At 53.9% G+C, this 23,094-nt stretch carries 20 protein-coding genes and 1 tRNA gene; 11 read left to right on the forward strand and 10 right to left on the reverse strand.

Annotation, left to right across the window (positions count from 1 at the left end):
- Positions 1-37 precede the first annotated feature (37 nt).
- The 5 genes from AC2FI7_RS00290 to AC2FI7_RS00310 all read left to right on the forward strand — a co-directional run bounded on the left by AC2FI7_RS00290 (position 38) and on the right by AC2FI7_RS00310 (position 4,426).
- Positions 38-910: an ATPase gene (locus AC2FI7_RS00290; RefSeq protein ID WP_496815453.1), complete on the forward strand. Its 873-nt coding sequence runs from the start codon at positions 38-40 to the stop codon at positions 908-910.
- A 38-nt stretch (positions 911-948) separates the two neighbouring features.
- Entirely contained in the window at positions 949-1,866 is a 918-nt protein-coding gene (metA, locus tag AC2FI7_RS00295) for a homoserine O-acetyltransferase MetA (protein ID WP_319547038.1), read from the forward strand.
- On the forward strand, positions 1,856-2,809 hold the full coding sequence (locus AC2FI7_RS00300; RefSeq protein ID WP_496815455.1) for an alpha/beta fold hydrolase: 954 nt from the start codon (positions 1,856-1,858) through the stop codon (positions 2,807-2,809). Before metA ends, AC2FI7_RS00300 begins: the two co-directional genes overlap by 11 nt.
- Positions 2,810-2,858: 49 nt before the next feature.
- Entirely contained in the window at positions 2,859-3,728 is an 870-nt protein-coding gene (gene ppk2 / locus AC2FI7_RS00305; protein ID WP_496815457.1) for a polyphosphate kinase 2, read from the forward strand.
- Positions 3,729-3,811: 83 nt separating this feature from the next.
- Positions 3,812-4,426 (forward strand): TetR/AcrR family transcriptional regulator, encoded by a 615-nt coding sequence (locus AC2FI7_RS00310; protein ID WP_010439657.1) that lies wholly within the window; start codon positions 3,812-3,814, stop codon positions 4,424-4,426.
- Positions 4,427-4,450: 24 nt separating this feature from the next.
- Here AC2FI7_RS00310 and AC2FI7_RS00315 read toward each other — a convergent pair whose 3' ends face one another.
- The gene (locus tag AC2FI7_RS00315; RefSeq protein ID WP_010439655.1) at positions 4,451-5,776 is read right to left on the reverse strand and encodes a tetratricopeptide repeat protein; all 1,326 of its coding nucleotides are present in this window, start codon (positions 5,774-5,776) and stop codon (positions 4,451-4,453) included.
- 57 nt (positions 5,777-5,833) lie between these two features.
- On the opposite strand from AC2FI7_RS00315, the gene AC2FI7_RS00320 reads away from it, so the two are divergent.
- From AC2FI7_RS00320 to AC2FI7_RS00340, 5 genes are all read left to right on the forward strand, one after another.
- Positions 5,834-6,181, forward strand: a complete 348-nt coding sequence (locus AC2FI7_RS00320) for a hypothetical protein (protein ID WP_139056597.1) — start codon at positions 5,834-5,836, stop codon at positions 6,179-6,181.
- Between the two features lies 1 nt (position 6,182).
- On the forward strand, positions 6,183-7,823 hold the full coding sequence (locus tag AC2FI7_RS00325; RefSeq protein ID WP_496815460.1) for a sulfatase-like hydrolase/transferase: 1,641 nt from the start codon (positions 6,183-6,185) through the stop codon (positions 7,821-7,823).
- An 81-nt stretch (positions 7,824-7,904) separates the two neighbouring features.
- Positions 7,905-9,590 carry a sulfatase-like hydrolase/transferase gene (locus AC2FI7_RS00330; protein ID WP_496833106.1) on the forward strand — a complete coding sequence of 562 codons (1,686 nt, stop codon included), beginning with the start codon at positions 7,905-7,907 and terminating at the stop codon, positions 9,588-9,590.
- A 45-nt stretch (positions 9,591-9,635) separates the two neighbouring features.
- Positions 9,636-10,880 (forward strand): DUF3179 domain-containing (seleno)protein, encoded by a 1,245-nt coding sequence (locus AC2FI7_RS00335; protein ID WP_010439647.1) that lies wholly within the window; start codon positions 9,636-9,638, stop codon positions 10,878-10,880.
- Positions 10,881-10,957: 77 nt separating this feature from the next.
- On the forward strand, positions 10,958-11,710 hold the full coding sequence (locus AC2FI7_RS00340; protein WP_120981133.1) for an outer membrane protein: 753 nt from the start codon (positions 10,958-10,960) through the stop codon (positions 11,708-11,710).
- Positions 11,711-11,795: 85 nt separating this feature from the next.
- Here the strand turns inward: AC2FI7_RS00340 and glyA are convergent, their stop codons facing one another.
- Positions 11,796-13,103, reverse strand: a complete 1,308-nt coding sequence (gene glyA / locus AC2FI7_RS00345) for a serine hydroxymethyltransferase (protein ID WP_496815463.1) — start codon at positions 13,101-13,103, stop codon at positions 11,796-11,798.
- A gap of 97 nt (positions 13,104-13,200) precedes the next feature.
- Between glyA and AC2FI7_RS00350 the strand changes: the two genes are divergently transcribed.
- Positions 13,201-14,079: a LysR family transcriptional regulator gene (locus tag AC2FI7_RS00350; RefSeq protein ID WP_496815465.1), complete on the forward strand. Its 879-nt coding sequence runs from the start codon at positions 13,201-13,203 to the stop codon at positions 14,077-14,079.
- A gap of 50 nt (positions 14,080-14,129) precedes the next feature.
- Here the strand turns inward: AC2FI7_RS00350 and AC2FI7_RS00355 are convergent.
- The 8 genes from AC2FI7_RS00355 to AC2FI7_RS00390 all read right to left on the reverse strand — a co-directional run bounded on the left by AC2FI7_RS00355 (position 14,130) and on the right by AC2FI7_RS00390 (position 23,054).
- Positions 14,130-14,219 (reverse strand) — tRNA-Ser (locus tag AC2FI7_RS00355).
- 64 nt (positions 14,220-14,283) lie between these two features.
- Entirely contained in the window at positions 14,284-15,111 is an 828-nt protein-coding gene (locus AC2FI7_RS00360; RefSeq protein WP_480872206.1) for an endonuclease/exonuclease/phosphatase family protein, read from the reverse strand.
- Positions 15,112-15,198: 87 nt separating this feature from the next.
- Positions 15,199-17,646: a DUF3772 domain-containing protein gene (locus AC2FI7_RS00365; protein ID WP_010439638.1), complete on the reverse strand. Its 2,448-nt coding sequence runs from the start codon at positions 17,644-17,646 to the stop codon at positions 15,199-15,201.
- A complete protein-coding gene (locus AC2FI7_RS00370; protein ID WP_010439636.1) occupies positions 17,646-18,680 on the reverse strand; it encodes a cysteine synthase A in 1,035 nt (344 codons plus the stop codon). Before AC2FI7_RS00370 ends, AC2FI7_RS00365 begins: the two co-directional genes overlap by 1 nt.
- A 69-nt stretch (positions 18,681-18,749) precedes the next feature.
- Complete coding sequence (locus AC2FI7_RS00375) at positions 18,750-19,865, reverse strand: NUDIX domain-containing protein (RefSeq protein WP_496815468.1); 1,116 nt, start codon at positions 19,863-19,865, stop codon at positions 18,750-18,752.
- Between the two features lie 29 nt (positions 19,866-19,894).
- On the reverse strand, positions 19,895-20,335 hold the full coding sequence (locus AC2FI7_RS00380; protein ID WP_010439632.1) for a TrgA family protein: 441 nt from the start codon (positions 20,333-20,335) through the stop codon (positions 19,895-19,897).
- 15 nt (positions 20,336-20,350) lie between these two features.
- Complete coding sequence (locus AC2FI7_RS00385) at positions 20,351-21,559, reverse strand: SAM-dependent methyltransferase (protein WP_010439630.1); 1,209 nt, start codon at positions 21,557-21,559, stop codon at positions 20,351-20,353.
- 61 nt (positions 21,560-21,620) lie between these two features.
- Entirely contained in the window at positions 21,621-23,054 is a 1,434-nt protein-coding gene (locus tag AC2FI7_RS00390; protein WP_010439628.1) for a cryptochrome/photolyase family protein, read from the reverse strand.
- Positions 23,055-23,094: the final 40 nt, after the last annotated feature.

Genomic DNA, 23,094 nt, shown 5'->3' on the forward strand with positions numbered 1-23,094 from the left:
CCCGATTTAGCTAATGCAAAACAAGGGATGGTGGCGCATGATCTACAACTCGGCAAAGGACTGGCGCGACGCTGCGCGAAAGAAAGTACTGTTCTTCGGTATGTCCGGGTTGGGAAAATCCTATGTCTCGAACACTCTTCGGGATGCAGGTGGCTGGTTCCACTACTCGATCGATTACCGGATCGGGACTCGCTACATGGGCGAATACATCGCCGACAACGCCAAGGCCGAAGCGATGAAAGTGCCCTTTCTGCGCGAGCTTCTGCTATCGGATTCGATCTATATCGGATCGAACATCACGTTCGAGAACCTGACCCCGGTTTCCGCCTATCTGGGCAAACCCGGCAATCCCGGGCTTGGTGGACTTGAAATCTCGGAATACCGGCTTCGCCAGGAACAGTTCCGGCTAGCAGAGATTCACGCCCTGTTGGATACCAAGTATTTTATCGACCGAGCCGAGCGCTTGTACAGCTATCCGCATTTTATCTGCGATACCGGTGGCTCTATCTGCGAGTGGGTCGAGCCCGAAGATCCGAACGACCAGGTCCTGTCCGAGCTATCGCGCCAGACGCTGATGATCTGGATCAAGGGCGACGAGGCCCATACAGAGGAATTGGTAAAACGTTTCGACAAGGCCCCAAAGCCCATGTCTTACCAAGCCGAGTTCCTGCAGCGGGTCTGGGATGAATACCTTGCCCTTAACAACTGCCAAGCCTCCGCGGTCGATCCGGACGCGTTCATACGCTGGACCTATGCGCAAGCGCTGGCGCACCGACAACCGAGATATGAAGCGATGGCACGAAACTGGGGCGTTACAATCGCCGCCGACGATATCGCCAAGGTCCGCGATAGCAGTGATTTCGATGAGTTGATCGAACGCACCCTTGAGGCCCGCGCCAACCCCGCATAAGTTCCAGACTTCTTTCGCAGTTTCAACAGCGTGACCAAATGCCGATTAAAATTCCTTCCGACCTGCCCGCCTTTGACGTCCTGACCAATGAGGGTGTCATGGTCATGGCCGAAGATCAGGCCGCACGGCAGGATATTCGCCCCTTGCGGATCGGCCTGTTGAATCTGATGCCCAAGAAAATTCAGACCGAAAACCAGTTTGCGCGTCTGATCGGGGCGACACCTTTGCAGATCGAACTTTCGCTGATCCGTATGACCGAGCATCAGACCAAAAACACCGCTGCCGAGCATATGGCCGAATTCTACCATCCTTTTCAGGAGGTAAAGGACCAGAAATTTGATGGGTTAATCATTACGGGTGCCCCAATCGAGCACCTTGATTTCGCTGATGTCACCTATTGGGACGAAATCCGTGAAGTGTTCGAGTGGACGCAAACCAATGTGCATTCCACCTTCGGCGTCTGTTGGGGTGGCATGGCCATGATCAACCATTTTCACGATGTCAAAAAACATATGCTGGATGCAAAGGCCTTCGGGTGTTTCCGGCATCGAAATCTTGCGCCAGCATCGCCATTTTTACGTGGTTTTTCTGACGATTGCGTGATCCCAGTAAGCCGCTGGACCGAGATGCGGCAGTATGAAATCGACGCCGTACCCGATCTGATCACACTGCTTGGCAGCGATGATGTGGGCCCCTGCCTGATCGAAGATCCAGCACATCGGGCACTCTATATCTTCAACCATTTCGAGTATGACAGCGACACGCTCAAGCAGGAATATGACCGGGACGTTGCCAACGGTACACCGATCAATGTCCCTATAAATTACTACCCTGACGATGATCCAAGCCAGAATCCGCAGAACCGCTGGCGCAGCCATGCGCACCTGCTTTATGGCAACTGGATCAATTCCATCTATCAGACAACCCCCTTTGATTTGGAAAAGATTGGCCAATAAACTCTTGATAACAATTGGCATTGCGCTAGCAGCCGTTGCCATAGTCACTGCCTGGCGTGGTATGCAACGCGAAGGCAGTGCCGAAGCTTCGTTTCCTCCTGAAGGTCAGATCCTGGATGTCGATGGTATCTCTGTACATGCCGTCGTCATGGGCGAAGGTCCAGATGTCGTGCTGATCCACGGTTCCAGCGGGAATACGCGCGACATGACATTTGCGTTGGCACCGATCTTAGCAGAAAGCTATCGGGTCATCGTATTCGATCGCCCTGGGCTAGGTTATTCTGAAAGCTTTAACCCAGACGGAGAAACCATTGTTGAACAAGCAGAAATCCTACAGAAAGCTGCCTCAGAACTTGGTGCTGAAAAACCCGTTGTTGCTGGGCAAAGCTATGGCGGGTCAGTCGCACTTGCCTGGGCAGTCACACGGCCTGACAATATCGCCGCTGTCGTTTTGATCGCTCCTGCAGCTATCCCCTGGGAGACGCCATTAGACGCATTCAACACAATGGGCGCAACAACCATCGGCAACGCACTTGGCCTGCCGTTGGTCAGCGCCTTCGTTCCTGACTGGTTCGTTTCGAAAGCACTGGATCAGGTTTTTGCGCCGCAAGTAGCCCCCGAAGGTTATGCGGAACATTTCGGCCCCGGTCTGACCATGCGCCGCGCATCGATGCATGCAAATGCCAAACAGCGAGCAAATCTGCTGGACGAAATCACCGAACTTCAACCCCGCTATAACGAGATTACGGTTCCAACTGAAATAGTCCACGGCACCGCCGATACGACCGTTGGGCTGGATTGGCATTCTGAGCGCCTGATAGAGCAAATACCAGGTGCGGAACTGGTCGAACTGGACGGTGTCGGTCACATGCCTCAGGTAGTTGCCGCCCCAGAGGTCGCAGCCGCAATCGACCGTGCCGCCGCACGTGCGGGTTTGCGTTAACCCCATCCGTAATCCATAGTAAGTTATGGATTTTATGGCGAGGCCGCACATGACCAAATCAGAACACGGCGCTATCGAGAGCTATTTTCGCAATGATGCGCCCAAGACTGTTCAATCGGTCATTGAGCAGGCCAAAAAAGGGGAAATTCTAAACCCGACCTACCCTTACCCGAAAAAGATGAAGGGCAAGGAATATGACCAACAGATGCAGGGTTTGCAGATCGAGCTGGTCAAGATGCAGCGGTGGGTCAAGAACACTGATCAGCGCGTCGCCATCCTGTTCGAAGGACGCGATGCAGCGGGGAAAGGTGGAACAATCAAAAGGTTCCGGGGAAACCTTAATCCACGGGGTGCGCGCAATGTTGCGCTTAGCAAACCATCAGATGCTGAACGCAGCCAGTGGTATTTTCAACGCTATATTTCACACCTACCCTCTGCCGGAGAAATCGTGTTCTTTGATCGCAGCTGGTATAACCGGGGCGTTGTTGAAAACGTCTTTGGTTTTTGCACGACAGATGAGCGTGATCGGTTCTTCAGACAGGTTCTGCCTCTGGAAATGGGGTTCAAGAATGACGGGATCCACATGTTCAAGTTCTGGCTGAATGTAGGTCGCTCAGAACAACTGAACCGCTTTCTAGCCCGCGAGACCGACCCTTTGAAGCAGTGGAAACTCAGCCCAATCGACATAGCTGGCCTGCAAAAGTGGGACGAATACAGCCAATCAATTTCCGAAACGCTGACCCGCAGCCATTCCGAAGATTGTCCCTGGACGATCATTCGGTCCGATGACAAAAAACGCGCTCGGCTGGCCGCCATTCGTACAGTGCTCAGCGGGTTGGATTATGATGGCAAAGATGCCGACGTGGTTGGCGAGCCAGACAAAACGATCAGTGGTGGACCGGAAATCTGGGATGCCTGAACTTGGTATGGGGCAATACACGAACTGCGCTGGATTAGGTCAAGACCTGTGCATATATACCCGAATAAGCACTTGAGGACGGGATGACAAAGCGCGGATATCACCATGGAAATCTGAAGCAGGCCCTTATCGAGGCTGCCCTGTCTCTGATTGAACAAAAAGGTCCGACCGGGTTTACACTGTCCGAGGCCGCCAAGACGGCTGGGGTGACGCCCGCAGCGGTCTATCGACATTATGAAGGGCGCGAAGATCTGATTGCTGAGGCCGCGCGACAGGGCTTTGAGATGTTCGCTGACCTGATGCAATTTGCCTATGATAAGGGGCAACCGTCGGCACTGGCAGCATTTGAAGCCACTGGGCGCGCCTATCTAGCCTTTGCGCGCAAGCACCCAGGCCACTACATCGCGATGTTCGAAAGCGGCATATCTCTGAACCGAACGCCCGAGTTGGCCCTCGCCGCCAATCGCGCAAAAAATGTGCTGGAAAAAGCTGCTGGCGATTTGTCTCAACACATACCGCCAGAGAAAAGACCACCTGCTTCGATGTTCAGTGCTCACATTTGGGCGATGAGTCACGGTGTCGTTGAACTTTATGCGCGCAATACCGGTGCAAGCTCTCCCTTCCCTCCTGAAGACCTTTTGGAAAGCGGGATCGGTATCTACTTACGCGGTTTGGGGCTGGTCGCGCAGGACGAATGACAAAGCTTCCAATTCCAGAGCAGGTCAGTCTGCTGTAAGAGGCGCATGGTCCCGCTCCATAACTACTCCAGCGGCTTTCATCGCTTCGACAAGTGCGTCGACCGGTTGTGACTGTTGGAAAACCCGCCGTTTTAAGGTTTCCAGTGGAAAATCGGGCCAGGTCTTTTGGTAAACACTTGCGAGCCGACGCGCCTCAGTCTGCTCTCCGTTGTTCCAGCGCGCCGCCATCAGATATGCCGCGGAAATCGGGCCGAAGGGGCCACCACGCGCGATAGTATCTTCGTAGCTTCGAATCGCGGCCGTAAAATCACCAGAATGAAATTGAGCTGATCCGAGCACATTCCCGAACACAAGCGCACCGCTGCTTTCCGCCAGTTTTTCATATCGCTCTGATTGCGAAATGATATACGTAAAGTTCATTGTGTAGAGCGAGATTAGCGCATCAAATTCAGCTATATGTGGATCTGTTGGTGCAAGATCGACCGCCCTGCGGGACAACGCCGTAGCCTTGTCGTAGTTCCCCAACCCGAATTCCAACCAGGCACGCGATGAAAGTGCCCATGCCGCATCCGGCTCGATTTCCAGCGCATGAGCACTGTTTTCGTCTGCCACAGCAAGCATATCAGTGGCTGCAGGATCGGTAGACTGAAGAATGGCAAGCATGGTTTCGACCTGAGCGGCCCCCGCGTACCCGCAGAAATATAGCGGATCTCGCTCAATCGCGGTTTTAAAGATCAATAACGCGGGTTTCAGGCGCGGCAAGTTAACAACCGGAAACATCACATCCTGTCCGGCACTACACAGATTCATCGCCTCGACCCGCGCCGGAGACACGTCATAGATCGCGGACTGCTCGGCTTTTACATCGCTCGATGGCCATTGCTTTGTAAGGACGGTGCCTCCGACGCCACCCAGCGCAACAAGGGTGATAGCCATCGCCGACATCACACTTATACGCCACAGATTTGTTAATTTTCGGTACTGGCGCGTACCCGGTCTGAACTCTGGTGCATAACGACCAACGGGTAGCGATATCATGATCGGATCAGACGCTCCCGCTCCGCCGTAATAGGCCTTCAACTTTCGTCGCATCCGACCAGCATCTACCCGCACAACGCCTTCGCGTTTAGTCAGTTCGTCGGCGCCGTAGCCATAAACATCCATCGCAATCGTTTTTGCGCGAATTTCATCGGTGCGTCCGGCAAGAGCCTCGTCGACGACATAGGTCAGGAAAGACCGCATTCGGGCCGATCCCTTAAATCCTGCCGAGTCTAAAACACGCTCAAGCGCAGCACGTACATCTTCAGCAGAGAAGTTACGCTTATTGTCGTCTTGCTTTCCATCCCCCATGCCGGTCAAGAACTATCCTTTCACGATAAGGACTTGTGGCCATGTTGCTACCGTAGCATGCGGCTTATTACGTTCAAGAAAATTCGTGCGGAGCGCATGCTGACCGAGCAACCAGCTTCGAAAGTGCTGCCGATGGTCGATAGTGATTTTATTGAAGATCAGTTCCCTGAACACGCTGATCTTCTGCAAAGTTTACGCACCGAGGACAGTGAATTTGACCGGATATGTCTGGATTACCAAGAGATCTTTACTGAAATCGCTCTTTTGCAGCACTCAAACACGCCTCAGCAATCTCGGTTCCTGGCCGATTTGGCCGAAACCCTCGCCGATCTGCGCTGCAGCATCGAAACCAGAATAGTTGAAGCTCAAAACATGCCTCAGAATTTTGGCAAACCCGGAGATTAAAATGAAACTAATACCCATCCTGTCTTCGTTAATTCTGACCACCGGAGCGGCATTCGCCCAGCAGTCTCCGATCATTCACGACGGCGAGTTCAATTATCTGCGCGTCCAATTTGGCGATGCGTGGGACGCACAGGATGCCGAGATTGACGCAAAGCTAGCTGAAATTCGCGAGGCGAAAGGCGGTAATCCACCCAATTTTCTGTACATTCTGATCGATGACATCAGTTTTGGTCAAATGGGTGACCGCAAGATGAACTACGTGATGGGCATCGAGACACCCAGTATCAACCAGTTCGCCACCGAAGGCCTATCGTTGATGCGCATGTATACCGAGCCATCCTGCACCCCGACGCGGACTGCCATGCTTACAGGTCGCCACCCTGTCCGCGCCGGGGTATCAGAAGTCAAAGTTGCGTTGGTGGGCGAAGGCCTGCCTGCCAGTGAAGTAACCCTGCCCGAGATATTGAAGGAAGTTGGCTATAACACCGTACATGTCGGCAAATGGCATCAAGGCGATATCGAACAGGCCTACCCGCACAATCAGGGCTTCGACTGGGCAGCTTTTCCCCTGCATCAACAGGTTCAACTAAGCCTTATGACCCCCGAGGCGATGCGCGCAAACAACATGCTCGGATATGTGCCCGAAGGGCAAAACAATCAGTTTCTGCTGGATGAACGTTTCAAACCCTACGGGTTGGTGACCGGTGTCGAGGCCGAAGCAGGCGGCACTGCCCTTGAGGTGGACATGTTCCCGGGGGAGATCTGGACCCAGGCCAAGTACGAAGAGATGAACGAGCGATATCAACGTCAGGCTCTTGAGCAACTGGAGCGTGCCGCCGCCGAGGAAGAACCGTTTTTTCTGCAATATTGGCCTCTCTACCCCCTTAACTTTGTTTATGCGGATGAGCCACTCTCTCGCAATGGTGGCTTCCACGCTGATAAACTGCAGTTATTGGATGGGTGGATTGGTGATCTTCTGACCAAGCTTGAAGAGACCGGAGAAGCCGATAATACGATTGTGGTACTGATGGCTGACAATGGGCTGATGTACCACTACGAGGGGACCTCGGGCCTTAATCAGCTGATCTATCGCGGTGGTAAGACCCAACATCTGGAAGGCGGCGTACGCACGGACGCTTTCATACGCTGGCCCGGCGTGATCGAAGCGGACAGCGCAGCCGGTGATATCTTTCACGTGTCGGATATCTACACCACCATGGCGCGGATTGCAGGTGCGACTGATCATATCCCACGTGACCGCATCATCGACGGGATCGATCAGACGGCGCTGTTGCTGAATGGTGAAGGTCATGGTCGACGCGACTATGTATATGTCTACGAAGGCCCTGTTCTGCGCTCAGTTGTCAAACAGGAGTTCAAGATGCACCTGCCCGCGCCCGGCCAACCCGGTGCGGCGGCCCCGACCTTCAACATCTATCGCGATCCACGTGAACTGCACCCGTTGGTTGGGTACTCGCTGTGGGCCGGAGCTTCGTTTCAGGACATGATCAAACGCCATCAAAAAATGATCGCCAAACATCCGCATTCCGAGATCGGGCGAGGCATCCCTTATGAGGGTATCGACAACCTGCGCCCTGAATCCGAACTGACGCGCGATGTGTTCATGGGCTGGCAGAATTGAAATCTACAGAAAATCTTGTTTACATATGATAATGTTTAAATGTGAAGGCAACTGCAGAAGCGTTTGCCTTCCACCAAGCAGATGACCGGGGGATATGGGATGAAGATTTCAGGGGTATTGGCTTTGTTTGTCAGCCTTGCAGCGCAGGCCGCGTCGGCACAAGACAATCCAATCCAACACGATGCCGAGTTTTACATTCTGCAAGCACAACACGCAGAACAATGGGCGCAGGATGATACCGCTGTTGATGATGCTCTGACCGCTTTTCGTGGCCGTAACAATGGGCAGCCCCCGAACATAATCAGCGTTCTGATCGACGATATGGGCTTCGGCGACATGGGCATACCCGAACTCAACGCGGTGCGAGGTTATGAGACGCCGAATATCAACGACTTTTCGGATCAGGCCATGCGAATGGTGCGCATGTATACTGAACCTTCGTGCACGCCGACCCGCGTGGCGCAGATGACCGGGCGGTTGCCCGTACGCATGGGTATGGGCGATACCACGGTGGACATTGCCGGGTTCGGCTTGCCGGAAAACGAGGTCACCCTGGCCGAGATTCTGAAACAGGCGGGTTACGCGACCAGCCATGTCGGCAAATGGCACATGGGTGATATCGCCGAAAGTTGGGCAATGAATCAGGGATTTGACTATGCCCAGCACGCCATCCACCAACAGGGCCAGCTGACGATCTTCAATGATGATGCCATCAAAGAACAGGTCTCGGTCGCAATCCAGGACTATGACGATAAATACACGCTGGACGGTTGGTTCCGGCCGGACTCTGCCGCGATGATGACAGTCATCGAAGGGGAAACCAGCGGGCCGATCCGCGAAATTCGCATGGAAACCGGAGAGCGCTGGAACGCTGCGAAATACGATGAGATGAACCAGGCGTTTCAAGACAAGACGATGGAGGAACTGGAGCGCCTCGCAGGTGGGGAAGACCCGTTTTTCCTGCAATACTGGCCGATGATCCCGCTGGACAACACCCGGGCCGGGCGATCAGGACCAGAGAGCGTGAATGGTGGTCTGTATGTCGACAAGATGCAGTTACTGGATCAGTGGCTGGGCGACTTGTTTGCGCGCATCGAAGAACTGGGCTTAACGGAAAACACCGTGGTTGTGGTCATGGGGGATAACGGCCACTTCACCAAATACGCGCCGCAATCCGGGTTCACCCCGCTGATCTATGCGGGCGGCAAAGGCGACACGACTGAGGGAGGTATCCGCGTTGACGCCTTTATCCGCTGGCCCGGCATGATCGAGGCTGACGGGTTGCTCCACAGCATCATCCATGTCTCGGACCTCTATACAACGCTGTCGCGTTTTGCTGGGGCAGATCAGTACATTCCGCGGGATCGTCTGGTCGATGGCGTGGACCAATCTGCCGCCCTGTTGTTTGCTGACGAATCCAAGGCCCGACGCGATCACGTCATCGTCTATTCCGTGAACAAACCCGAGGCGATCGTGAAGGACCAGCTTAAGCTGAAACTGCCGGGACCTGGCGAAAGCGCTATTCTGGCAAAGTTCTTTGATCTCTACCGGGACACGCGCGAGGAATATTCAGTTTCGACCGAGGTTGGCGCCTGGGGAGGGCAGGAGTTCGCACGCATCCTTGGCCGACATATGGCCCGCAAAGAGAAATTTCCCGACACCGCGCCAGCGTATGGTGTGCCATATGAAGGGATCGAGAACATCCGCCCCGAAACCCAGCAAGCGGTCGAGGCTTTCCTGATCAAACGCCAATCCCCGCAGCAATAACACCGTGCAACGGAAATCACGCGCTCAAGACTTTAGGATCATGACATGATTGGACTACTTCTGTTTGCACTGGGTTTGATCGGATCACTCGGGATCGGGTTCATCTATTTCCGAGACCTTGGCGATGTGTCCCAGATGCTGCTGAAGGTGAAGCGCGAGAATATGGTGCGCTTCATCCGTCATGAATATCGCCTGATCGCCATTGGGTTGGGTACATTTGCTGTCGCAACACTTGTACATTTCATACTTGGTGCAGGTCCGTTCTGGCTGTGGCTGGTGTCGGCAGTGCTGGTCCTTTTCTTCTATGGATTCCCCTACGTCTGGGTTCATCTGGGGCTGAGAAACCAACTAAATACCGCGCAGTACTTCCCGATTGACGAGGCCCGTAAATACGTGGGGCCGACCGCGCCCGTGATGGTGATCGACAACAACGGCCACGCTCGTGCACACCCCGACGCGCAGATCATGCGACCGCATCTTGCCGGTAATGAAAAAGGGCTTGGTGGAGAGGACGTCGTCATGACGTATTGTGCCATGGCCAATCTTGGTCAGGGGTACACTCCAAGAATAGAGGGTAAGCGCCTGAATCTCGAGGTTCTCGCCCAGCACGGCAATAACCTGATCCTGCGCGACAACGAAAGCGGCGAGCCGATTCAGCAGATATATGGCTTTCGTGAAGCGGACCAGAACCCAAACACAGATGGCCTCGCATGCCCTCTCCGGCCCGAGGCCCGGATGAAACCGTGGCCTACCTACCGGATGACATTTCGCGGCTTTCAGAAAGCCTACCCGGATGGAGAGGTTTTCCTGAATGAACCTTCCCCAAACCCATTGCTGCGCCTGCTTGATATGATGACCGAAATCACCTTTGGGTGGGGGATTGGCCGTCAACATCAGGAAAACGCTCCAGTGATGGACAACATGGATCGTTCAGACGACCGGTTGCCGAACAAAACCTATGTTTGGGGGATTACCATCGGGCAGGATGCCACCTGCTGGACCGATGATTTCGTCGTCGACAACGATTGGATCGTCAACGCAACGGTCGGAGGTCGAGATGTTGTCGTCAGCCTTGATCCGAAATATGAAAGTTTAGGCGTCTGGTACAATGACAGCGGGCACCCCGTAACCAAATGCGACTTTTGGGGAATGTCTGATCAAGGGCAACTGCAGCGGGTCGAAACTCTACGCGCAGGCATATTCTGGCATGTCTGGTCCGAGTTCTTTCCCAGCACTGATATAAATCGTGTTGGCGTTGGTTCTGGCAAAACCGAGGATGCAGTAGCCTGACCGCAAGACAAATCTGCGCAGATTTTCGCTGCACAGAAACGAAAATTCGAAACAAGACTTTTGACGGGAGAGCAATAATGGGTGCGACACGAAATTGGAGAGGACCACTCCTCGGAATCTCATTGGCGGGCGCAATGGCGTCAATGGCCTCGGCCCAACAGTCCGACTGGTCATACGAGGCCTCAATCTACCTGTTCATGCCTGAAACAGAAACGTCGCTGGATACCCCGTTGGGCACATTAGATGGCACGCTAAGCTTTTCCGACGCGTTGGAGAATTTGGACTTTGCCTTTATGGCTGCATTCGGAGCAACCAATGGGCGTTGGTCATTCCTGGCAGACTACAATTATACAGATCTGTCTTTCAGCAGCGACACGCCTGGCCCAGCGAGCTCGGGCTTGGACACCTCTTTCACCACTCAGTTTCTGAGCGGATATGCAGGATATCGGGTCTATGACGATCAAGACGCATATGTTGATATCGTCGGCGGCTTTAGGTGGTTCAGCACTGAAACTGAATTCGACCTGCAACCCGGTGCTGCCCCTGGGCGCCGAACAACGGTTGATGCAAGCTGGACTGATCCTGTAATTGGTGCCCGCGCACGCGTCAGGTTCTCGGACAAATGGTCTGGTACCGGGTTTATTGATTATGGCGGTTTCCGGAGCGGGAGCGAAACATGGCAAGTTCTTCTAACTGCCGACTACGCAATCAATGACCGTTGGCTGATCCGGGGTGGGTATCGCTATATCTCGTTTGACCACGACATCGACGGTAACGACTTTAAGTTTGATCAATCCGGTCCGCTGTTGGGTGCAACCTACCGTTTTTGATCTGCGATATGCAGTTTGCATAGGCTCAACCAACGAAGATTGGTAGGGCCGACAATGTTCAGCAACATAGTCGGCCATCCTGTTTTCAGTTCACATAATGCAGCGTGTCAAATTCACGTCGCCATGCGGATACCTCTGACTGGATTTGTTCCCCTCCCAGGCCACGCATTATCAAATTAGCCAAACGCTCGACATCCCCAGAGGTCATGCCCCACCGCACCAGTTCTGGTGTGCCGATACGAAGACCGTTCATGTCGCCTTCCACTAACTCCACCGGCAATCCAATACCGCAAGCGAGGAACCCGCATTTGCGAAGCTGCTTAGATGCGGCCTGACCTCCTCCATATGGGGCAGCCAATACCGCGAACTGGTGAGAGTTGGTGAAGCCCTGTGTTCCAGAAAAGACGGGAACACCCTTTGTATCTAATGCGTTGGAGAGAGCTTTGGCCATCGCAATCATCTCATTCGCATAGGCAGAACCGTACGCTTTCCAGTCCAGCATCGTGACAGCAAGGGCCGCAGTTTTGGCCGCATCGAAATTGGCGGTCATGCCAGGGAAAGCGATTGCATCTAGCGCTTTTGCGATTTCTTCGTCATCCGTTACAATCAGGCCCCCAGCCGGTCCTCCGAGGCTTTTGTAAGTGCTCATGGTCATGAAATGTGCACCCTCTTTCAACGGGTTGGACCAAGCGCGCCCCGCGATGATGCCGCATTGATGGGCCGCATCGAACATAACCTTGGCACCGATTTCATCAGCTATCGCACGCACTTCGGCGACGGGGTGTTCAAACAGGTTAAGACTGCCGCCGATGGTGATCAGCCTTGGTCGTTCGGTTTTTGCCAACGCTCTCAACTGATCCACATCGACGGTATAGCCATCAGCGTTAACAGGAGCTTCGATGGTACGCAGGCCAAAGAGACCCGCGCAACCCGCCGCATGATGTGTCACATGCCCCCCAATTGAACCAGGTGGGGCTATGATAGTGTCGCCAGCTTTACAGGTCGCCATAAAGCCATAGAGATTGGCAATCGCCCCGGAGGGCACCCGGACTTCAGCGAACCGAGTATCAAAAACCTCGGCGCAAAGCTCTGCCGCGACAACCTCGATCTGTTCGATTGCTTCCAGACCCATTTCATATTTGTCACCGGGATAGCCCAGCGAGGGCCGCGACCCAATCCCCGAAGACAAAAGCGCCTCGGCCTTTGGGTTCATGACATTTGTGGCAGGGTTCAGGTTAAAGCACTCTTGCTCGTGTATGCGGCGGTTTTCCTCTGCAAGATGCTCGATCCGCGCCATCAGGTCATCTGAAGATGCCGATGACGCCTTTTTTGCGATATCCTGAACCAGTGCTTCGCTTGCGGTGGGCACCCAGTCTCTTTGTGCAAGTGTCATCTGACATCCTCCTAGTTTTTGCCACTTTGGCGGCAGTCGCGTGACATCGCAAAGCAGAAATGATATTTCTTGGTGTAGAAAAACTAAGGCTAGTGCAATGAGTGTTGCCCCCAAGCGCCCCAAAGGCCCTCCATTGAACGCGATGCGGGCCTTTGAAGCGGCGGCTAGAAACGTCAGCTTTGTTGCTGCAGCCGAAGAATTGAACGTCACGCCCGGGGCGATCTCGCAGCATATCAAGGCACTGGAAGGCTGGGCCGGTACACCGCTTTTTCGACGCAACGCGCAAGGCGTTGAACTCACGCCTGAGGGGCAATCGCTTGTCCCGGTTTTCTCCGCTGCCTTTGATCAAATGGCTGATGCAGCCCGAGCCCTGCGTGACCTCAAACCAAACGCTGATTTTCATATCGCCGCCCTGCCCGCCGTTGCCCAACTCTGGCTTCCAAAACGATTGCGACGGATCCGAGAGGAATTGCCGGAAATCAATTTCTCTGTCACCGCTATGGAAACTCCGCCCAGCCTCTCGCGAGAGATGTTTGATCTATCGATATTTTTCGCAGTTCCTGACGGCTCGTCAAACCAAATTGCCTTGGCACAAGACGTAATCGCGCCAGTTTGCGCCCCTACACTTCTGGACCGAGCGCACTATTCAAACGGTTTCCGAGAGATACCGATTTTGCACGACCAGACCTGGAACGACGATTGGTTCACGTGGTCCCGAAATGTGGGCTTTGATTTGCAAATTGACGCAAGCGGCCCGCAGTTCTCGCTATATAGCCTTGCTGTAGAAGAAGCCAAAGCATCAGCTGGTTTGCTGATGGGGCATCTGTGTCTGATCGAAGACGCACTGGAATCCAAAACGCTTCTGCTTGCGCATTCGCGCTCTTGTCCGACAGGTCGATCTCTTGTTGTTTCATTGCCTTCGAAGACGCGACAAAGATCTGAAACAAGTCAAGTTGTTGCGTTACTATCAAACTAATGAAGACCAACTGGGCAGCTAAGCACCCGCGAAAATTTGGCTTGAAATAGTGGCGGAGAGACAGGGATTCGAACCCTGGAGACGGTTTCCCGCCTACACACTTTCCAGGCGTGCGCCTTCGACCACTCGGCCACCTCTCCGGTAGAGGTGACTTATGCGAATTTCTGAACCGAGCGCAAGGCCCCATTCGTAAAAACAGACGGCTCAAAATATGCGAAAGCTGGCGACAAATGGCAGATGGTCTGAAACCTCGTCCTTGAAGGCTTCGCGCCCCATATTCATCGTCCAGTGCATCGGAAACAGTCTCAGGCTGCCGCGAACGTAATCAGTGGAAAATGTGCGCGAGACGGCGAAACCATCCAGTAGGTTGGCGCGACCCTTTTCCAGAATATGCGAGAACCGGTCTTGCAAATCCCAGCACGAAACAAAGTCCATCATGTCATCCCCACCAAGATGGTGGAAATTGCTGACGTCCTGACCGGGGATCATGTTGAAATCGCCCATCAGTAGGATCGTGCGCTGAGTCAGGCCCGGTGTCGCTCGGATTTCGGCGATCTTTGCACCGATGATCTTACATTGGCTATCACGTATCTGTTGTTCAGGCCGGTCACGACCGGATTTCAGGTGCACCGCGATCAGTTTGGCTTTGAACTTGCCGACCTGCACATCGGCGATAAGGGCCTGACGCCCGCCGGAATCATCACCTTCCGAACCGTCAATCAACTCCAGCTCCGTCACCGAAACCCCTGGTTTGTGGAGAAATCCAATGTGGATGTTGCCGTTGGGTTGCTGCAGGATCTTGACCTGATAATCCAAGCCCTTGTCCGCCAAACCCGCTGCCAACCGGTTGATATGTTCTATAGGGCTAACCTCGACCAGCGTGATCAACTCGGCATCAAGCAGGGCCAAGCCTTCAATCTGGTGGATGACCCGCTCACTATTGGCGGGTATGCCCAGACTTGTGTTAACCGGGTTGAAACCCGCAAGGTTCCAAACCGCAATACGCACGAGGCTGTGTGAGAAAGTTACCATCGAAATTCCTCCTTCAAATAAAAATCAGACTACATCGAAATGTAACAATCCGATAATCACTTGGGAAAAATGCTTGATGTGTCGCGTTTAGCGACCGTCGCCATCCGCGTCTGCATCTGCGTCTCCGGCAGAGTCCAAATCATCAGCTGTCAAATCGGCAGGCTTCGCGGAAGGGGCAGTAGGAGATAGGTCTTCGTCGGGCTTAGCCTCCTCAGAATGGCCCGTCAGCACCTCAGGATTTCGCAGCCACAGATCGCGTTGAGCAAACGGAATCTCGATACCCTCTTTAACAAATCTGCGGTTAATCTCATGGTTCATGTCGGATTTGACCGATAGCACCCAGTTCACATCGCGCAGTATTGCCCGGATTTCAAAATCCAGAGAATCCGCACCAAATCCTTGAAACACCACACTCGGCGCTGGGTTGGCCAGAACCATCGGATGCCCATTGGCGATCTCACCCAAAATGGTTTCGACTTTTCGGGTGTCAGTACCGTAGGCCACGCCGACAGGAACGATCACCCGGCCAATGGTGTTGCCGCGGGTATAGTTGGTGACCACTCCGCTGATCAGGTCAGAGTTGGGGACGATCACATCCGTCCGATCAAACGTCTCGATCCGCGTGGACCTGACCGAGATATCACGAACATATCCCATCATGCCGTTGACATCGATCCAGTCGCCTTTTGAGATCGGGCGTTCGACCAGCAGGATGATCCCTGAAACAAAGTTCGACACGATGGTTTGCAGACCGAAACCGATACCAACCGACAAGGCACCAGCCACGATCGCCAAGGAGGAAAGATCAAATCCAGCAACAACAATGGCGACCAACGCCGCCAGGAATATTCCGACATAGCCGGTTCCCGATACGATGGCATTCTGCCCGCCGGGATCGATACTGGTTTTTGGCAGCAATGAGTTGCGCAACCCGCTTTGCAGAAGGCGGGTCAATGTGTATCCGATGGCAAAAACTGCGACGAAGGTGAGGAAATTACTGGGTGAAATCGTGACGCCGCCGATATCGAATCCCAGCAGCAATCGCGACCAGGCCTCGAGCAGGTCTGTCTTGCGTGCGCCCCAATACAGCGCCAGAATAGGCAGCGACAATATCGCCAGCGCAAACCCAACAAGAACCGAAAACAGAGAATCGCGCGCGGCCTCCCCCTGCCCCGATAACCAACCGTAAATCGTGGTGATAAACCGTCGTATGATCACAAGCGCCGCGATCAGAACCAGTGTTTTCACGGCTGGGAAGACGATTGCTTCGGCGGCATTGATATACCCCAATGCCGCCAGTATTGGTGTTGCAATCCCAAGTATGAACAGAGCGCGCCGCAACAATTCAACCAACTGACTAAAACCAGCCGCTCTGCGAGACGTTTCTGAATCGGTCTGCTCTTCCTGTGGTTCTAATTGACGGATCTGACGCACACGTAGCAGCAGCAGCGCCGTAACCAATACGATCGGGAATCCAACAACCGCTCGTGTTGGGTCCGAAATATTCTCAATTTGCTCAAATAGCAAAACCAGATCATGCAAAATAAGCATGACGGCCAGTAGATCGATATAGACCCGCAGTTCTCGAATTCTGCCTGCCGACAATCGTTTGAAATTCTGAGAGGCCCCCATCAGGTAGACCTGTCGACCGATCCAGTCAAAGTAGAAGATGATGGCAGCCCAATAAGGGATATTCTGAATCAGCAACGTGCCGCGCAAGCCCAGAACCCCAGTCTGCACAATCGCCGTGACCAATGCCAGAACGCCCAACCAAGGCAGCAGTATGCGCAGCAGTGAAACGACGAAGGTCCAGACTCCACTTCCGCGCCCCCCCAGAGACCGCAGAAAAGCGCCCCCTTTTTCGGACCATTTGCGCCCAAATAGCAGCAATACCGCAGATATGGCCAACAGAACGAAAATGCCGAGACCGCGCTCACGAATGCGCTCGTGAACGATGTCAGACCGCATATTCGTTACGGTTTCATTGATCAGGCTCTGCGTCGCTTCCTTGACGTCGATCCAGGCTGGGCCCCAGTAAACGGGGTTGAAAGGCGATGGCCCGCGTTCCAGCATCTCTTTTTTCTGACGATCGCGAATGATCCGGTCGATTTCGCTGATTAACCCGTTGGCTCGGCTGAAAGCCTCTTCCGAGATTATGCGCGGCACCCGCAAACTGTTAAGTTGCTCTTCAAGATGTGTGCGCAGCTTGGCAATATCTTCAGGCTCGGTCTCGCCGTCTGCCGGCTCCGCGCCAAGCGCCTTAAGCTGGCCCTCAAGCGTCTGAATACGATCCGTGTTTGCGCCGCGCGCCTTGTTAAAGTCTTCGCGGTAACCGTTTATTTCTGAGCGCAAATTCTCTAACGCGGCATTCGATGCCCGGTTCGCCCGGATCACAGATTCCGCCCGATCCGCCGTGCTGACCCAGCCCTGGTAATATTCACTCTGCCGGTCAGTGAGCTGGGCAGATGCGATCCCACCCAGCCCGATCAGGCAGAATAAACTTAGAAACAGAAACAGGCGGACCTGTCGCAGCATCACACGTCCTCGAATACGCCGGGAATGCTGCGCGGCGCTTCGGTCATCCAATCCGGAACTGGCAGTTCCTTTTCCCGCAGGAAGTCAGGATTGAACAGTTTGGATTGGTAGCGCGTTCCAAAGTCACACAATACGGTCACGATGGTGTGCCCCGGCCCCATCTCTTTCGCGAGACGTACAGCGCCCGCGATATTGATCGCGGTTGATCCGCCCATCACCAGACCTTCTTCGCGAAGCAGATCAAAGATATAGGGCAACGCCTCATTGTCGGTGATCTGCCAGGAATGATCAGGGGTGAACCCCTCCAGGTTCTTCGTTATCCGAACCTGTCCGATGCCTTCGGCGATGGAGCCGCCCTCCATCGCGATCTCACCCGTAGTGTAATAAGAATAAAGGCCGGCCCCCATCGGATCAGCCAGTCCGATTTTTACGCCTTTGGGCTGCAAAACCTCGGCGACACCCGCTAGGGTTCCACCCGACCCGACCGCACTGACGAAGCCATCAACTTTGCCACCGGTTTGGTCCCAGATTTCAGGGCCGGTGGTTTCCACATGCGCCTGCCGGTTGGCGACATTGTCGAACTGGTTCGCCCAGATGGCACCATTGGGCTCGGTCTGGGCAAGTTCCTCAGCCAAGCGGCGGGAATAGTGCACAAAATTGTTGGGATTTCGGTAAGGCGCAGCAGGCACTTGCACAAGCTGAGCTCCGGCAAGTCGGAGCATGTCCTTCTTCTCTTCCGATTGAGTCTCAGGAATGACGATCACCGTCTTGAAACCCATTGAGGCCCCGACCAATGCCAGACCAATGCCAGTATTACCCGCCGTACCCTCGACAATTGTGCCGCCGGGCTTGAGGTCTCCGCGCGCAATTGCATCGCGGATAATGAACAACGCCGCACGGTCTTTGACGGATTGACCCGGATTCATGAACTCGGCTTTGCCGAGGATCTCGCAGCCTGTCTCTTCGCTGACGCGACGCAACCGGATCAAGGGTGTTTTACCGACCGCGTCGGCAAGGTCTTTCGCAATGCGCATGGCGTCCTCTTGTCATATGGTATTGCAGCAGATTTACAGGCGCCCTGACTTGATCACAAGCCGGGATAGTTATGCGCGCAGACGTTCGCGATTTCGCGCCAGCCAATGTGCCAGAGAAAGAAGCGGTAAGTCCTTGAAAACATGTGTATCAACCATGTTCATGAATTCGTCAAACGGCAGAATTGTACTCCGAATATCTTCCCCTTCCGTGGCAAGACCACCACTTTCAACAGTCGTTGTCAGATCACCCAGCCCAACATAGAGGTAGACGTATTCGGTTGACGATCCACTGGATGTATAGGCACCACCTGCATATTCCAGCCGAGACAGAGAAACATGCGCCTCTTCCTGTGTCTCACGATACGCTGCCTGCTCGGGCGTTTCGCCGGGGTCAATCATACCGGCGACCGGTTCCCACATCCATGGTTCGGGGTCGTCGATCAAGAACACAGGTGCGCGAAACTGCTCGACCAGCAAAACCGTATCGCGCCTGGGGTCGTAAGGCAGGACGATGACTGCAGATCCTTGCATCAAGCCGCTGCGGTGCAATACAGGCCCCATCTTGCCATCATACTGACGGTGCTGCAGCTCTATCTCATCGATACCGAAATAGTTGACATAAGGGTGATTGCGTTGGTGGATTACGACATCATGGTTGGTGTCCCGGGCATCTCCGGTGTTTCGCTCACGCGCTGCGAGTCTGGCCCATGCCCGTGTGCGGATCGCAGGGAAACTATTTGCAATCGTCGAGGCGTCAACACACCCATACTGGGCCATAACCTCTTGCGCCGCCAGCATCGACAAAGCGCTCCAATCATTTTTCCATGCCTCAAAATCCCAGAGAGTGTCGGTCTTCCATGCCTCCGAGTCGGGAAAGAACACCAATGCCAGATGATTCCCATCTTCACTGGTTTCAATCGTTTGCTGGCGCAGATCATATTCGAATCCGCCTTCATAAAAGGCCAATCGGGCAAGCTCGTCCTTGCCCAATCCTTGCACCAATACGCCATCTGCCGTTGCGCCTTTTTCAGCAACGATCATGGGAAAAGGCTGGCCCTTTACCGAATACACCGCATGATCAGCTAAGATTGCCGGTTTCGCCGACAATTTGCCCGCTGTTTGACCCATCACGAGTTCCAGCAAAGGCGCATGGCGTAAAGTGCCGTAGAAAAACAGGTTAGACAAAGTAGGAGCCCCGACTTGGCAGGTCCGTTTTAACGCCAGCGTCGATAGGCGATTTCGGTAAGTATCCCAGTGACCACCGCACCAATACCAAGCGTAATCAAAATTTCACTGGGCAGCAGTTGTTCACCATAGGCCACTCCGATCTTGAAGATTTCCAGCAAGGCTTCAAATGGGCCGCCATACCGATGGCGCATCGCCTGACTGAACATCTCGTAGGTGCCTTGAACGAACAATCCCCAGAAAACCAGCGCGGCAACACCAGTCAGACCATTGTTAACTGCAGCCGTCCAACCCCGGCCTGCCCGTTTGCCCATGATAACCCAACCACAGGTCACCGCTAACAACATGTTCACATATGTGAACCAGCCATAGCTTTTGCCCTCTTCACCATTGTTGATGATCATACTTGAAACAAGGAAGGCAATGACCAGCAGACACAACGCGGCGACGAGGCGGGAAGCTGTAGGCATTTGTAGTTCCGTTCTTCAACTTGGCTTAGCTATAGTGATCTGTGTCACATCACAATTGCCGGTGTCAAAGGCTGCGCCGCATGCAGTTAAATAATAATTCCACATGCGGCGAAAACGCTCATCAAACCCCAGTTCTGAAATCTGGTCCCACTTGGCGTTGAAGGTGTCGTACCAGCGGCGCAGTGTCAGATCATAACTTTGGCCAAATTCCTTTGAGCGTACTACTTGAAGCCCTGCCTGATCTATCTGCTCTTTCAGGATGGACGGGGCGGGAAGCATGCCACCCGGAAATATGTATTTCTGTATGAAATCAACACCATTCTTGTAAACTTCCCAGCGGTGATCCGCGACTGTTATGATCTGTAATGTCGCTTGCGCACCGGGCTTCAACCGGTCACGAACAGTGTTAAAATATGCCGGCCAGTATTTCCGACCAACCGCTTCGAACATCTCGATTGATGCAATACCGTCATATTGTCCCTGTTCATCGCGATAATCCTGTAATTTAAAATCTACAAGATCTGATAGCCCAGCCTTTTCAATGCGTTCCTTCGCGTACTTCAACTGCTCCTGACTGATAGTCAAACCAGTCACTCGGAGCCCGCGCTCTTTGGCAGCGTATTCGGCGAAACCGCCCCAACCGCACCCGATTTCAAGGATATGATCCCCTGGTTTGGCCCCCATTTCATCCACCAAACTGGCATATTTTGCGGTCTGCGCATTCTCGAGGCTTTCCTGCCCGGTCTCAAAAATGGCGCTGGAATAAGTCATCGTGTCATCCAGCCACATGCCATAGAAATCATTTCCAAGATCATAGTGATACGAGATGTTCTTCTTAGCCTGCGTCCGATTATTGCGGTGCAACCAGAACCTCAGACGCTCGTAGGCGCGAACCAGGAACTTGCCCGTGAAATCGTCATAAACGGTTTCAGTTCCCAAATGTACCAAGTCCATAAAGCTGCGCAGATCAGGTGTGCTCCAGTCGCCTTCCAGATAGCCGTCCGAAAACCCCAGTTCTCCTTCTCGTAGCAGCCTGGCAAATACGTCGGGATCATGGATATCCACATGGGCAACCGGACCGGCTTTAGGTGCATCCGCCCGAAACACCCGACCATCCGGCAGAGCGATATCAAGGCGGCCGCTTTCCATGCGGCTCAGCATCTTGAAGACTTGTGCAAAATATCTTGGCAGGTCCTCCTGCCCTTCGGTGCTCGTCAGGAACATCCGCTCTCCCCTCTGCGGTTGCAGAATAAAGCTAGGACGGGATTCGGTTTATGGCAAGTTTTCAGTTCCTTACCGGAACTTTTCTGGTTTCATACGCGTCCAATGCTCGGATGCGACCTTCTTTCAGCCCTACCACTGGAGCGCCGTAGCTGTCTTCGTGAGAAAGCCCCCAAGACCGCGGTATGGCACTAAAATAGGCGCGTGCGGTTGGGGACGGGTCAGACCGACCCTCAGCAATCCAGCGCTTCAGATAGGTCGAATGTGGATCAAACCGCTCGCGCTGAGTTTCTGGGTTGAAGATACGGAAATACGGGGCTGCGTCTGGCCCACAACCCGCCACCCACTGCCATCCCATTGCGTTTGCGGCTGGGTCCCAATCAATCAGGCATTCGGCAAACCAATCAGCACCAATTTTCCAGTGCGTCATCAGATGCTTGGTTAGATAACTCGCCACAATCATCCGTGCACGATTATGCATCCGCCCGGTCACGTACATCTGCCTTAGCCCCGCATCGACAAGTGGCACCCCAGTTCTGGCTAACTTCCACGCGCGGACTTCAGGCGTGTCGGGATCAGTATTCCACGGAAACGCATCCCATTCAGGTTTCCAATTGTCGGTCAGGAGATGCGGCCAATGGTACATCAGGTGATAAGCGAACTCACGCCACACAAGCTGCCGTAGAAAGGCCTCGCCCCCTCGCGAACCAGTGCGATCCGCGTTTTGCACCCGGTGCCATATTGTGCGCGGCCCGATTTCGCCTAACGAGAGGTATTCTGAAAGATCAGACGTACCAACCTGATCCAACCGATCTCGCGCTTCCTGATAATGATCGATATTTTCCAGAAACCTATCCAACTGATCCAAAGCCGCGGCCTCTCCAGGACGGACAAACGGTCGTACGATCGTCGCGCCACGCTGCATATCCCGATCCAGATTCCAATCGGACAGCCGATCAGAAGCAGGCCAAAGATCTGGCTTGGCAATTCGTGCAGGAGTCGGTTCTGGCATCGCAACATCTCGTCCGCTCACCGACCTCCACATCGGAGTAAATACACGAAACGGTTGCCCCGCTTTGGTCGCAATCGTCCAAGGTTCGAACAAAAGATGCCCTGCAAAGGATCGCACCTCGATCCCCTGTTCGTTCAAGCTCGCCTTGATATGCTTGTCCCTGTTGATCGCCTTCGGGTCATACGCTCGGGACCAAAATACAGCTCCTGCTCCGGTTTCGTGTATCAGATCTTTTAGGACCCTCAGCGCAGTCCCCCGGCGCAGGATCAGATTGCTGCCGATCTGATCAAGGGCCTTAGCAAACGCCTCAAGACCCAAACCCAGGCGCCATTTGGGCGCTGCGCCCAATGCTTGAACCTGATCGTCCAGAATAAATACGGGTACAATGGGGCGACCCGACCGTACCGCCGCCGTCAACGCCGGATAATCTCTTAATCGCAGATCGCGCCTGAACCATAAAATGATCGGAGAGTGCCCGGGATCCATATCCGCCTCTTGATTCTAAAAGAATACGAACCGGTACGAA

It is taken from the genome of Ruegeria sp. YTSA064 (assembly GCF_059610325.1).

Excerpts from the sequence above, each read along its gene's own strand:
- ppk2 (WP_496815457.1), top strand. The coding sequence starts at position 2,859 with ATGACCAAATCAGAACACGGCGCTATCGAGAGCTATTTTCGCAATGAT.
- metA (WP_319547038.1), top strand. The coding sequence starts at position 949 with ATGCCGATTAAAATTCCTTCCGACCTGCCCGCCTTTGACGTCCTGACC.
- AC2FI7_RS00320 (WP_139056597.1), top strand. The coding sequence starts at position 5,834 with ATGCGGCTTATTACGTTCAAGAAAATTCGTGCGGAGCGCATGCTGACC.
- AC2FI7_RS00350 (WP_496815465.1), top strand. The coding sequence starts at position 13,201 with ATGAGTGTTGCCCCCAAGCGCCCCAAAGGCCCTCCATTGAACGCGATG.
- AC2FI7_RS00360 (WP_480872206.1), bottom strand. The coding sequence starts at position 15,111 with ATGGTAACTTTCTCACACAGCCTCGTGCGTATTGCGGTTTGGAACCTT.
- AC2FI7_RS00385 (WP_010439630.1), bottom strand. The coding sequence starts at position 21,559 with ATGTTCCTGACGAGCACCGAAGGGCAGGAGGACCTGCCAAGATATTTT.
- glyA (WP_496815463.1), bottom strand. The coding sequence starts at position 13,103 with ATGACACTTGCACAAAGAGACTGGGTGCCCACCGCAAGCGAAGCACTG.
- AC2FI7_RS00330 (WP_496833106.1), top strand. The coding sequence starts at position 7,905 with ATGACCGGGGGATATGGGATGAAGATTTCAGGGGTATTGGCTTTGTTT.
- AC2FI7_RS00340 (WP_120981133.1), top strand. The coding sequence starts at position 10,958 with ATGGGTGCGACACGAAATTGGAGAGGACCACTCCTCGGAATCTCATTG.
- AC2FI7_RS00370 (WP_010439636.1), bottom strand. The coding sequence starts at position 18,680 with ATGCGCATTGCGAAAGACCTTGCCGACGCGGTCGGTAAAACACCCTTG.
- AC2FI7_RS00325 (WP_496815460.1), top strand. The coding sequence starts at position 6,183 with ATGAAACTAATACCCATCCTGTCTTCGTTAATTCTGACCACCGGAGCG.
- AC2FI7_RS00380 (WP_010439632.1), bottom strand. The coding sequence starts at position 20,335 with ATGCCTACAGCTTCCCGCCTCGTCGCCGCGTTGTGTCTGCTGGTCATT.
- AC2FI7_RS00290 (WP_496815453.1), top strand. The coding sequence starts at position 38 with ATGATCTACAACTCGGCAAAGGACTGGCGCGACGCTGCGCGAAAGAAA.
- AC2FI7_RS00310 (WP_010439657.1), top strand. The coding sequence starts at position 3,812 with ATGACAAAGCGCGGATATCACCATGGAAATCTGAAGCAGGCCCTTATC.
- AC2FI7_RS00365 (WP_010439638.1), bottom strand. The coding sequence starts at position 17,646 with ATGCTGCGACAGGTCCGCCTGTTTCTGTTTCTAAGTTTATTCTGCCTG.
- AC2FI7_RS00390 (WP_010439628.1), bottom strand. The coding sequence starts at position 23,054 with ATGGATCCCGGGCACTCTCCGATCATTTTATGGTTCAGGCGCGATCTG.
- AC2FI7_RS00335 (WP_010439647.1), top strand. The coding sequence starts at position 9,636 with ATGATTGGACTACTTCTGTTTGCACTGGGTTTGATCGGATCACTCGGG.
- AC2FI7_RS00315 (WP_010439655.1), bottom strand. The coding sequence starts at position 5,776 with ATGGGGGATGGAAAGCAAGACGACAATAAGCGTAACTTCTCTGCTGAA.